Source organism: Colwellia sp. MB02u-9 (assembly GCF_014077085.1).
Classification (GTDB): domain Bacteria; phylum Pseudomonadota; class Gammaproteobacteria; order Enterobacterales; family Alteromonadaceae; genus Cognaticolwellia.
On sequence record NZ_JACGVF010000102.1, the window covers coordinates 61691 to 74823 of the forward strand.

The window sequence follows — 13133 nt, forward strand, 5'->3', positions numbered from 1 at the left end:
TAAAATATCTATTAAACCTGTATGCCATACTCGGTCAATGCAATGAAAAAAGGATTAAAGAATGTCGACTATATTTGAAGATAACTCAACATCAATTGGTAATACACCGCTAGTTAAACTTAACCGCATAGTTACGGGTGAAAATACTGCAAATATCTACGCCAAGATTGAAGCACGTAACCCAAGCTTCAGTATTAAGTGCCGCATTGGTGCCAATATGATTTGGGATGCCGAGAAAAAAGGTTTGCTTGTGGCCGGTAAATCTATTGTCGAACCCACCAGTGGTAATACAGGTATCGCACTAGCATTTGTTGCTGCTGCTCGTGGTTATAAAATCACCCTAACTATGCCAAACACCATGAGTATAGAGCGTAGAAAGTTATTAATTGCGCTAGGGGCTAAATTAATATTAACCGACGGTGCCAAAGGCATGGGTGGTGCTATTGCCAAAGCACAAGAAATTAAAGATGCTGATCCAGATAACACAGTACTGTTAGGTCAATTTGATAATCCAGCTAACCCTGAAATTCATGAAAAAACTACCGGGCCTGAAATTTGGCGTGATACTAAAGGTAACATTGATTTCTTCGTTGCTGGTGTTGGTACAGGTGGCACAATTACCGGTACAACGCGATACCTTAAAAGTGTTGCTGAGCATAAAATCACCTCAGTAGCGGTTGAACCTACAGATTCGCCTGTTATTACTCAAGCAATCGCGGGTGAAAAACTAACACCGGGTCCTCATAAAATTCAAGGTATTGGTGCTGGTTTTATTCCTGGCAACTTAGATCTTTCACTTATTGATGCCGTTGAACAGGTATCAAATGACGACTGCATGGCAATGGCGCATCGCTTAATGAAAGAAGAAGGTATACTTGCCGGTATATCGTCTGGAGCTGCCGTTGTAGCCGCTAAGCGTATTGCTGAAAGACCAGAAAATGCGGGCAAAAACATTGTCGTTATTCTTGCTAGCTCTGCTGAACGCTACCTTTCAAGTCCATTGTTTGCTGATTCATTTTCTGAAGAAGACCTGGCGTAATAGCCAAAAAACATCAAGCTAAGTTTTATTGTTAAGTCATTATTATTAAATTATGACAATTTACTGGTTTTTTGACAATTAAACGCTAGCTTGAGCTGAATTTTAAAAGCCTGATTTGAAAGAGTCAGGCTTTTTTTGATCTTAAAATATTATACAATTTATGTCAGTAAAAATTAGCTTACTCTATCTTTGATGCCTACCTTTACGGTAAAATGGCGTTAAGTTCACAAAGTTATCTGTTACCCTATGAATTATTTAAAATTAATCATCTTAAGTTTCGTTGTTTTGTTCTCTGCCTGTACTAAAGAAAACAACAACAAAATTCATAATCTTGACAACCCAGAAGAGGTTGCCATTGAATTTTTTAATGCCTTGTATAATGAACAAAATATTAAAAAAGCTGCATCGGTTTGTAGTCCAAGATTATCGCGCATTATTCTGCACTATCAATCACCCAGAGCGGTTGCTCGCCATTTATTCAATATGTCATACGATAAAGTTGATATTACGCCCGATGATAGTGGTGTTAAAGTAAGAGAACAATTTAAAAACTCTGCGGAGATTACTATTTATTTTGACGGTTATTACCAAAATGACCGTATAAAAGATGTTAAACGATTGTTGTTAGTACAAATTGATAATAAATGGATTATCGAAAAGAAACTAAAAGATCCCTTTTAATTGCTCCCTAAAACAACATCGCCACTCTTTCACATCTTCACATCCATATAGTCGTGGCATTGCCGACATAGGTGTAAATGTAGATCTCGGTACTTAGCTTTTGTCGGGAAGAAAAAAGCTGACCATTTATCTTAAATATAAAAACGGCGTCAATATTGACGCCGTTTTGTTTTTTAAACTTTAGCTTTAGTTTAAGTTAAAGTTAATAACCTATGGCTATACCTTCGCGACGAGGATCAGCCCCACCTCGCAATTTACCCTTAGATAATTCAATCGCTTGAATACCACTGTTTAAATCACGCACCACAACCTGATGCCCTTTTGCTTCTAACGCAGACTTAAGCTTGACTAAATCGCTGCCTTTTTCCAATGTGGTGACCTTATTGCGATTAGTGATGTGGGGCAAGTTAATCGCAGATTGTGGATCAAGTTGCCAATCTAAAATAGCGATCATGGTTTGCGCAACATAATTAATAATTCGGCTGCCGCCCGGAGAGCCTAAAACAAGCTTTAAAGCCTTGTCTTGAGTAAATACCATCATAGGTGCCATAGAGCTTCGCGGACGCTTACCTGGCTCTAAACGGTTAGCTACCCACTGGCCATTCTTTTTTGGATCTAATGAAAAGTCAGTCAATTGATTATTGAGAATAAAACCTTCAACCATCACCGCAGAGCCAAAGCCCATTTCAACACTGGTGGTCATAGAAACCGCATTACCGTCTTCATCAACAATTGAGATATGGCTTGTTGAAGGCAATTCATAAGCATTGTCGTCGGCTTGTGCGAGTGCACCTATTGGTGTGCCTGCAACCGCTGTGCCCATATCGCTATCAGGATTAATCAACGCGGAGCGCTGCGCCATATATGGCTTTGAAATCAACCCCTGTGTGGGCACATTCACAAAGCTGCTATCGGCAATATAACGATTACGATCAGCAAATGCCAAACGAGAACTTTGGCTAAATAAGTGGGTAAACTCAACATCTGCTAGCGATAATTTGGCAATATCAAATTTCTCAAGTTGTCCAAGTATTTGAATAACCGCCACACCACCTGAACTTGGTGGTCCCATGCCACACACTTGATATTGTCGATAAGGTCCACATACCGCCGGTAATTCTTTTGCGCGATAATTTTTCATATCAGCTAATGTTAAACGACCTGGGGCAATGGGTGATTGTTGAACTGCAGCAACAATTTTCTTCGCGATCCAACCTTCATAAAAAGCATTGATGCCGTTTTTAGCAATACTACGATATACCGTCGCTAACTTTGGATTTTTTAATAACTGCCCTGCTTTTACTGCCTCACCATGAGGAAAAAAGTAGTTTTTAATCGTCGGTAATTTCGTAATACCGGGGTTAAATTCCATTGCCACCAGTTTTTCTAGCCTAGGTGAAACAATAAACCCTGTTTCTGCTAAATTAATTGCATCTTTAAACAATACCGCCCAAGGTAGCTTGCCATATTTTACATGCGCCTTGTTAAGACTTGCTAATACCCCAGGTACGCCAACAGCATGACCACCAACAACGGCTTTTATCCATGGAATAGCTTGACCATTTTCATCTAAAAACATATCTGTTGTTGCCGCAGCTGGTGCGGTTTCTCTGCCATCAAAAGTGGTTAGCTGCTGAGCTTTTTTATCCCAATGCAACATAAACGCACCGCCACCAATACCTGAAGATTGTGGTTCAACCAAGGTTAATACCAATTGAACTGCAATAGCAGCATCTACAGCACTTCCACCTTGCTTAAGTATATTCAAACCGGCTTTACTGGCATAAGGGTTTGCTGCTGCTACCATGGCATGTTCGGTAACAACGGTTTGCTTAGCGATAATACCTGTTGCCGCTTCTGGCTCACGGTCTTCTCTTTTTTTATCTGGCGCTGCTACAACCAACAAACTGGTGGAAATAAAGAGTAAAGATAATAGCCCTTTCATGGCTGAATTTGACATGCTGTTCCTTAATAAATAATTGACGATAAGTTAGATTAATCTCACTAATTTTCTGATCATTTCAGCTAATTTAAACAACTAGCTATTACAATAAGTGCCTTTTATTAGACCCTTTTATCTGTGTATAAAGTAGACCGGCTCATTAAGGCAACTGGTCTACTTTAACGACCATAACATTGCCCAAGATATTAACACCTTCATTAACAGGTCTATATCTTATTCAGCCATCAGTCACTATGCTGACTAAATGATTGCTGAAATTTATTAAATTTTACAAAACTATTTAACAAGTTTTGATACTTTTCAGGCTCATTTTCTACGCGGGCTAAAGCATGACAGCATGCTTCGAGTGATGATAGCGCATGATCTTTTTTGGTTTTTCTAATCTCATAAAGGCTGGCTATGCCTTGCGGTAAAACAATATGCTTTATATTATGTAAGCAAGCATTGCTCATAAACATGCGATAGGCTTTTTTCCAAGTACCATCAAGTATAATAATGCACTTAATTTCACTCAGCTTAGGCTCTATATCCTCACTTTGATTATTATCGGTAATAGTTAACGCTGGAAAATTCAGCGTTAAAGCCTGCTTACTCGGATATAACAAGACTATGTTGTCAGCGTATTGTATCAAGCGCTGCCTTAAAATATCAGAATCCGCAAAGGTTTCGCCCACTATCACCTCGCAGTTCGTTAACGATTGTTGTAATAAGCTGACCGTACCTTTGCTTTGCTTAACTTCACTGGGATGTTGCAGCACAATAACAGGTATGTGGTTATCAATAGCGACAGTAAAAGCGCAAATACAGGCTTTTTCAGGCCGTTGACATTGTTGACATAAAACTCGGGACATTAATTTAAAATAACAAAAAAATAGGATGGCTAAGTTTACGAAACTTTATCGACGAGTTTAAGTCATTTATTACATTACTTTTTAATCTTGTTGTACTTAACTCATTTCGAATTGCTAATTCAACCAATCACCGCTATTACTTAGGGACGTTGTCGATATCGCACCGAAGCAACGAGTGTTTTTAAACATGGTTGTTTTCAGAATGCATTTAGCAAGGAGTTTTCATGCATAAAACCTATCAGCACAGTTCGGCTAGCGCTTCAGATCATACCTTAAATACTATCTTAAATATTATTGTTGAAGGTGTTTGGGACTGGAACAGCAATACCAAAGTAGTGACCCGTAGCCCAAGCTGGTACCACATGTTAGGTTACGAATTTGCTGCTTTTAGAAAAGATGTATTTACTTGGGAAAATATCATCCATCCAGAAGATTACCCTAGAGTAATGCATGAGTTTGAGCGTTATATATCAGGAGACATTAACGCTTACGATATAGAATATCGTTGTAAAAAATCAGACGATAGTTATTTATGGATTGCAGATCGCGGTGCGATTATAGCAAGAAATACCGATGGCAGTGTTGACCGGATGATTGGCGCACATCATGATATACACCAACAAGTTATGGCTCAAACCGACCTGATTGAAAAAAACAATCTATTACAAGATAGTCACTTATCATTAGAAAAAGTTATTGCACAAAAAACGGATGAGTTAGCCAAAAAAAATCAACAATTAGAACGAAAAATTATCGAGGTTGAGTCTGTTTCAAACATAGACCCTTTAACAGAAATTGCCAATCGTAAGCTTTTTGAAACGGTATTAAATAAAGAGATCATACGCGCTGATCGCTATCACCACCCTTTGACCCTAGTCATGTTTGATCTAGATAAATTTAAAGAAATTAACGACCAATATGGCCATAAAGTGGGTGATAATATTCTTTGTATTATAAGCAAACTTGTTGCCCAAAACATTAGAGATGTCGATTTATTTGCTCGCTGGGGTGGTGATGAGTTTGTTATTATCTTCCCTGAACTCTCTCAAAAACAGGCACATCAAACCAGCGATAAATTACGAGAAATGATTAGCCAATATCAAATAAAGGACAAAATATCAGTAACCTGTAGCTTTGGCATTGCACAATATAACAGCGGTGACTCAATAGACAGTTTATTTAAACGGGTAGATAAACAGCTTTATATTTCAAAAGCACAAGGTCGTAATCAAGTTTACTCTGAAGTTATTTAAACTATTTAAGTTATTTAAGTTACGTAGGAAAAGTTGATTGTTTATTGAAGTGTAACTGAGCAGCTATAGCTATCAAGCTGAATCCATACTCACTGGCCATTACTCGCTATTACTCACCATTACTCGCTATTACTCACTATGCTCACTAAAACAAATGTTTATAAAGCTACAAGCAACTGCTAAAGTGCGTTGAATCATATGACGGTATAAATTTAAACAAATAATAAAAACACATGCTGCAATTAAAACCTTTACCCGTAAACAAAACTCACAGTCTTGGCCCTTTGATCGTATTCACGCTTGCTTTGAGCGCCTTTATCTTTGATGCTCAAACTTCTGACTTGCTCATTTATAATCGCAGCTTAATCACAGCGGGAGAATATTGGCGCATAATATCAGGCCATTTTTTTCATTCTAATGCTAATCACTTTCTACTGAACACTGCCGCAGTCGCTCTGCTATGGGCCTTGCATGGCCAATATTATAGCTATAAAAATTACCTGTTAGTGTTTCTGACCAGTGCCATAGTTTGCAGCCTGGGTATTTATTGGTTTTCTGTCAACATTGAACTTTATGTTGGGCTGTCAGGTGTTCTACATGGCTTTTTCGTTTGGGGGGCATTAATGGACATCAAGCATAAAGAAAAAACCGGCTATCTGCTGTTAATCGGGGTGATGGCAAAAATCATTCATGAGCAAATTTACGGTGCCAGCGCCGATGTAGAAATACTTATCGGTGCAAGTGTTGCCACCGATGCTCATTTATATGGCGCGATCGGTGGCTTGTTAGCTTTTATCTGGTGTTATTTTACAACTAATAAAGCTAGTGCTTAGTTTCGTTATAGGGATGTAATTTATCAAGCGCAATAGATAAACCGTTGTCTTGAATAACGCGAACATGGTGACGGCCTAGACCTCTTGCCTGGGTAACACCACATGAATGTGCTAACAAGCCAACACCGTATAGAATGTACTTATGATAATTGGCAACACGCACAGCTTTACTGATCGGGTCTAACCCTTGTTGTAATCTAGGATCATGCGTAGTTATCCCCGTAGGACAGGTGTCTTTATTACACTGCATTGCTTGAATACAACCTAAAGAAAACATAAATCCTCTTGCTGAATTTACAGCATCGGCCCCCATTGCCAGTGCCCAAGCAACTTTTGATGGTGTGATCAGTTTACCTGCACATATAATTCTAATTTGGTCACGTAAACCATATTCAACGAGTAAATTAACAACTAGCGGTAAGCTTTCTTTTAACGGCAAGCCAACATAATCCATTAAGGGTTGTGGTGCTGCCCCCGTACCACCATCAGCACTGTCTATGGTAATAAAATCTGGCGCAGATTCTGGCCCTTGGCGGTTAATCTCTTCAAGTAAATCTCTTAACCATAACGATTCACCGATAACCGCTTTAAAGCCTACGGGCTTGCCTGTGACTTTGCGCACTCGATTGACCATGGTCAGAATATCTTTCACTGACTTAATTTCTGGGTGAGCATTGGGACTAATTGAGTCTACACCTATGGGTATACCTCGTATGATAGCAATTTCTTCAGTCACTTTTTTGCCTGGTAATATGCCTCCTTTACCGGGTTTAGCGCCTTGGCTCATTTTTATTTCAAACATTTTAATTTGTGGCATCGCCGCTAATGCAGCCAACATTTTGTCGCATAACTGCCCGTGCTCATCCCTTACGCCATATTTTGCGGTGCCTATTTGATAAACAATATCTGCACCACTGGCCAGATGATGTTCACTAACCCCGCCTTCACCTGTGTTTAACCAGCATCCTGCTTTTGCTGCACCATCTGAAAGTGCTTTAATTGCTGGTGCAGATAAAGCGCCAAAACTCATCGCTGAAATATTAAAAATTGAATCTGTGATGTAAGGCTTTCTACATTGACGACCAAAGGTAATAGCGCTCGCCGGGACTGCGTCTTCTTCCAGGGTCGGAAAAGCACAGTTCATAAACATTATGGTGCCAATGGGTTCAAGATTTCGCGTCGAGCCAAATGCCACGGTACGGTCAACATTTTTTGCTGCACGATAGACCCAGCTACGTTCGGCTCGATTAAAGGGTAGCTCTTCTCGGTCCATGGCAAAAAAGTATTGTCTAAAAAACTCCCCCTGCTTTTCAAAAAAATATCTAAACCGGCCAATAACGGGATAATTACGCCTTATCGCCTGTTTATTTTGCGTTTTATCTACAATGTACATATAGATTATCGCTAATACGCCTAGCCCCAACAATAATATAAATAGTGCAGAAAGCGTTTCTACATAACCTAGCATGTTATCCATGTTTACCTCGTTAATCTTGTTGGTTTTTTCAGTTGATTTTAATCTGATATTTTATCAAGAAATCATCGACAAAAAGCTATCGAAAAGACTCAGAATATGGCATTTATCATATCATCATAGAATAATTGATAATGCATAAAAAATGTACCATGACCTTATACAAGCACATATACAGGCAGTATAGTATTGCCTTAATAAAAATCACTTTAGCATCAATCAGTTTAAATCTGTGGCTTTTTCATGTCAGTTGTATATGATGATTTAGTGACCATAAAAGTGGCTTAGTGAATTTTCAAAAAGGTTACTATCAATATATAAATCCTTTTTTTAACTAAGGAGTTCATATTAAAAAATTTCGCTCTACAGCATTAACATTATTGCTACCTGTATCATGGGTTAATGCTGAAAATTCCCCCTCGATACATTTAGTTACCGAGCACCTACCACCATATCAAATAGAAGCCAAAAATAAATCGCTATCGGGCTTTGCTGTCGACGTTATTAAAGCAACAATGAAACGCAGTCAATACGACTATACCTTAAATAGTTATTCGTGGAGTCAGTCTTATAAGTTAGCCCAAGTAAAAGCTAATCACTGTATATTTTCTCTTGCTCGCACAAAGTCACGAGAAACCCTTTTTAAGTGGGTGGGGCCGATATATTACGTCAACAATACCGCGATGTGGGCACTTAAAACTCGAACGATTAAGGTGGGAAACCTAAACGATGTAAAAAAATACACTGTGGCCGTAAGTCGCGATGATATGACCCATATCGGGCTAATAGAACTAGGTTTTAAAGAAAATGAGCACCTTTATGTTTTAGATAATACTAAATCCTTGGTGAAATTACTCTTGACTCGACCCGGGATAGATTTAATTGTAGCGAATGATATGACGATAAAATTTCATACAAATTTAGCTGGTGTGACTATAGATGATCTACAACGTGTCTATGAAATTAAAAGCTTACCTTTGAATTTATTCTTCGCTTGCAGTAAGCAAACCGACGATAACATAATCAAACATTTATCAAAAAATTTGCAAAGCCTTTACCAAGATGGCAGTTACGATACTATTTTAAAAAAATGGCGTGACCAACTGCTCAGCCCTGACTTCTAGTATAATTCAATTAATGGTTAATAAAAAAACACTTAAAACGCCATAATCTTCTGATTAAAAATACATTTTACGCAATTATTGACTAAAATTTAGCTTTCTAATGTTAGTTTTATATGATTAAAATTAAAGAAGATTACAATCATAAATGGGCTTTGGCTTAATAAGGGATATCAATTGCAGAAAACTCAAAATAACCACAATGTTATTGCTCGTCATAAACAGAGTAGCGCAAGTCTGTATATAAAAAAAATATCATACATTGCTTTAACATTATTATGGGTTGCTTTGCCTATCAGTGCTAACAAAAATCCAGTTATACATATAGTTACCGAACATTTACCCCCATACCAAATAGTGACTCAAAATAAACCACTGTCCGGCTTTGCTGTAGATATTATTAAAGAGACAATGGCACGAAGTCATTATGCCTACTCAATGAAAAATTATCCTTGGGTCCGCTCTTATAATTTAGCCCAAGTAAAAGCTAATTACTGCATATTCTCCATTGCTCGGTTAAAGTCACGAGAAAATATGTTTAAGTGGGTTGGGCCAATATCTAGCGTAAGCAATACGGCAATGTGGGCACGTAAAGGTCGCCATATTAAAATATCTAACTTAAATGATGCAAAAAAATACATTATTGCCGTTAATCGAGATGATATCGCTCATACTGGATTAATAGAGCGAGGCTTTAACGAAGACGAAAACCTCTATGTTTTAGATAACACAAATTCATTGATTAGTTTATTGATTACTCGACCAGAAATAGACCTGATCGTCGCCGATGATACGACAATAAAATTTCGTACTGAATTAGCGGGAGCTAATATAAATGAGCTGCAACGGGTCTATGAAATTAAAGATTTACCACTAAATTTTTTCTTCGCCTGCAGTAAAAAAACTGACGATAACATCATCCAGCATTTATCAAATAAACTACAAAGTCTTTACCAAGATGGCAGTTATGATGCTATCTGGGAAAAATGGCGTAACACACTCACCAGCCCTAAGTTATAAATTAGTTTCGATTGAGTTATTAATCAAATATTGGCACTATTTCACCTAACGTGAATAACTTCATTAATGTTGTAGAACCCTATTTATAAGCGATGTAAGTCATCAGGCTAATGCAGGAGAAATTACCGAGGTGGCTAGGAAAGACTATGTGCTTGTAACATTGTCGACATCCTGAAACTAATAAAGGCCTCAAATGAGGCCTTTATTATTACTTATCATTAAAAATTTATAAGGTGGTTTCAAACAACTTATAAATTCTCCGGTATTCATTTAACCAAGAGCTAGGTTGAACAAAACCATGGGGCTCTACTGGGTAAATAGCGGTTTCAAAGTCTTGTTTTTCTAACTCAATTAAGCGCTGAACTAAACGCACAGTATCCTGAAAAAACACATTATCATCGACCATAGGTGCATTAATGAGCAGCGGTTTTTCTAAGCCTTCGGCGAAGTAAATTGGTGAGCTACGTTCATAAGCAATAGGGTCATCACCCGGCATATTTAAGATGTTAGACGTGTAACCATGATTGTAATAAGCCCAATCTGACACTAAACGTAGCGCTGAACCTGATTGAAATAACTCAGGGTCGGTGAACATTGACATCAAGGTTAAAAAACCACCGTAAGAGCCGCCATAAGTACCTACACGGTTAGCGTCAACATTGGCATTTTCCACTAACCAATTTACGCCATCACGCATATCTTGCACTTCGGGCTTACCCATATGGCGGTATATTGCTGTGCGCCAATCACGGCCGTAGCCTTTTGATGCACGGTAATCCATATCGATAACCACATAACCTTGTTGTACTAACATGCTGTGAAACATATATTCACGAAAGTAACCCGACCAACCTAAATGCGAATTTTGCAAATAGCCCGCGCCATGGCTAAACATTACCGCTTTGTTTTTAGCACTGGTTTTATCGTAACCTTTAGGTAAGTAGACTTTTGAGTATATTGGCTGTGCTTGATGTGATGACTCGATAGCGACTACATTAGGTGCTGCCCAAGGCATTGCCAGAAACGCTGCTGAAACGGTATGGGTTAGTCGCATTGCCTCAGTGTTGTTAGTCATGTCTTTAACATAAAGCTCTGGTGGTAAGGTGATTTCTGAATGCTCAATTAACAGTTTAGCTTCATCAGGGCTTAACGTGTAATTATTCATACCACCTAAATCGGTTAACGCAGTGATTTTACCTGACGCAATATTCACTTTGTAAATTTCATAAATACCTGGGTGTTTTTTATTGGCTTTAAAGTAAATATTTTGTTCATCAGCAGATACTGTTAAGTCGTTAACTTCAAAATCACCTGCCGTTAAGGCTCTTGCTTTGCCATTTAGGGGCTTAAGGTATAAGTGTGCATAACCACTTTCTTCTGAAAGATAATATAAACTTTCAGTGTTATTTACCCAACCCTGTTCGTTAAAAGTGTAATTTATCCAAGCATCATCATGTAAACGGTGTTGAGAAACTAAGGCTTTACGGTCAAAATCAACCGTTGTGATCCATCGGTCTTTGTTATCCCAAGCTTCAAGCATAATAGCGACTTGCTGACCATTTTTTTGCCATTGAATTGGGGCCCACGTTTGCATAACATGAATATTACGCGCTGATTTCTCTGATTTATATTCTTTACCTTCGCGGGCATAATTTTCTTTACGCACACTGGCTAGCACGTCTTCATCAAAACCCGGTAAGCTGTCATAACTCAACAAGGCTTTTGTGCCTTGGCTTAAATCTAAAATATAAAGCTGTTCAGCATATTGGCGGTTATCGGCAACGCGTGTTCGCACCTTTTTCGCCTTAATATCGCCGTTGTTAGCAATATAGTTAGGCATAATATCACTGTCTTTACCTGGTGACTTATCCGTTGCCACACTGACCACTAATTTATCGCCGGCCGGAGACAGACTCGCATGCACAACTTCATTGCCTTTACCTAGGTAAAAGTTTGTTTGGGTTACTGTGCTATTTTTTACCCTTAACTGACGTTTTTGCTCGGCACGTAAGTCTTTGTTGCGCTGCTGTAGCGCAACATATTCAATCAGTTCATGTTGCTCAGCAGCGATATAGCTTGGTGTATCGAGAACAGGCTCTTCACCATCAGTCATTTTTAAGTTGGCTAACTCAATAATTTTTTGACTGCTCATATCATGGGCATAAAAGATATCATCAACACGATAAGCGATATTACCATTAGTTAAAAACATCGCCGATGATTCAACGGCCGACGTATAGGTTAACTGCTGCACGGTTTGAGTGGCCAATGCTTTAACAAAAACATTGCCTTCAAAGGTGTATACCTCATGCGTACGGCTATTATTTAATACCGCATTAGTGTCAGCAACCACGTGCATTTGCGCTAATTTAACTAACTCACCATTACCTTGGGTGCTTAAGTTTTTTTGTACTAAATCACGTAATGGGTTGCCTTGACGCTTTTGCTTGTAAAACACAGTTTGGCTGTCGTCACCCCAATACCAAGACTCAGGAGAGCGGCCAAACCAATCAGGATTTGACATGATTTTTTCTAAGGTAATCGTTGTTGCGCTTGTTACACCTACAGATGGCTTTGCTAGCACTTCACTGGCAATAACGTCACTAGCGATAACGTCACTCGTGGTAGTAGTCTGACTGTCTAGTGCAACCTGTTTTTGCTCTGTCGATACACAAGCGACTAAAGAAAAACTAATAGCAGCGGCAATTAATTGTATTTTCATCATTTATTTATACTTATATGGGGTTGCTTATATTAGGTAGCTTATATTGGCTTACTTATAAGGGCTATTTATCTCAACGTTGGCACAAAATTCAATGGCACTGAAATGATTAACCTTGCTAATCATTAGAATCCTGTAGCTAGTTATACTAAAAAATAGCTTAATTTTCAATGTCT

At 38.5% G+C, this 13133-nt stretch carries 10 protein-coding genes; 6 read left to right on the forward strand and 4 right to left on the reverse strand.

What is annotated here, in order from left to right; translation table 11 throughout:
• Positions 1-61: 61 nt before the first annotated feature.
• The gene (cysK, locus tag H4J65_RS17780) at positions 62-1039 is read left to right on the forward strand and encodes a cysteine synthase A (RefSeq protein WP_182138415.1); all 978 of its coding nucleotides are present in this window, start codon (positions 62-64) and stop codon (positions 1037-1039) included.
• 246 nt (positions 1040-1285) lie between these two features.
• Positions 1286-1720: a hypothetical protein gene (locus tag H4J65_RS17785; protein ID WP_182199011.1), complete on the forward strand. Its 435-nt coding sequence runs from the start codon at positions 1286-1288 to the stop codon at positions 1718-1720.
• 202 nt (positions 1721-1922) lie between these two features.
• Here the strand turns inward: H4J65_RS17785 and ggt are convergent, their stop codons facing one another.
• Positions 1923-3665, reverse strand: coding sequence for a gamma-glutamyltransferase (gene ggt, locus H4J65_RS17790; protein ID WP_182199026.1), 1743 nt, complete (start codon positions 3663-3665; stop codon positions 1923-1925).
• A 242-nt stretch (positions 3666-3907) separates the two neighbouring features.
• Positions 3908-4534 (reverse strand): tRNA-uridine aminocarboxypropyltransferase, encoded by a 627-nt coding sequence (locus H4J65_RS17795; RefSeq protein ID WP_182199012.1) that lies wholly within the window; start codon positions 4532-4534, stop codon positions 3908-3910.
• A 224-nt stretch (positions 4535-4758) separates the two neighbouring features.
• Here H4J65_RS17795 and H4J65_RS17800 point away from each other — a divergent pair, with 224 nt between their 5' ends.
• Complete coding sequence (locus tag H4J65_RS17800; RefSeq protein ID WP_182199013.1) at positions 4759-5787, forward strand: sensor domain-containing diguanylate cyclase; 1029 nt, start codon at positions 4759-4761, stop codon at positions 5785-5787.
• A gap of 233 nt (positions 5788-6020) precedes the next feature.
• Entirely contained in the window at positions 6021-6620 is a 600-nt protein-coding gene (gene rrtA / locus H4J65_RS17805) for a rhombosortase (RefSeq protein ID WP_182199014.1), read from the forward strand.
• Here the strand turns inward: rrtA and H4J65_RS17810 are convergent.
• Positions 6610-8097, reverse strand: a complete 1488-nt coding sequence (locus H4J65_RS17810; RefSeq protein ID WP_182182657.1) for an FMN-binding glutamate synthase family protein — start codon at positions 8095-8097, stop codon at positions 6610-6612. The genes rrtA and H4J65_RS17810 overlap by 11 nt on opposite strands.
• 377 nt (positions 8098-8474) lie before the next feature.
• Between H4J65_RS17810 and H4J65_RS17815 the strand changes: the two genes are divergently transcribed.
• Together H4J65_RS17815 and H4J65_RS17820 are read left to right on the forward strand one after the other, a co-directional pair.
• A complete protein-coding gene (locus H4J65_RS17815; protein ID WP_182199015.1) occupies positions 8475-9218 on the forward strand; it encodes an ABC transporter substrate-binding protein in 744 nt (247 codons plus the stop codon).
• Between the two features lie 174 nt (positions 9219-9392).
• The gene (locus H4J65_RS17820; RefSeq protein WP_182199016.1) at positions 9393-10235 is read left to right on the forward strand and encodes an ABC transporter substrate-binding protein; all 843 of its coding nucleotides are present in this window, start codon (positions 9393-9395) and stop codon (positions 10233-10235) included.
• A gap of 226 nt (positions 10236-10461) precedes the next feature.
• Here the strand turns inward: H4J65_RS17820 and H4J65_RS17825 are convergent, their stop codons facing one another.
• The gene (locus H4J65_RS17825) at positions 10462-12960 is read right to left on the reverse strand and encodes a prolyl oligopeptidase family serine peptidase (RefSeq protein ID WP_182182652.1); all 2499 of its coding nucleotides are present in this window, start codon (positions 12958-12960) and stop codon (positions 10462-10464) included.
• Between the last annotated feature and the right edge of the window lie 173 nt (positions 12961-13133).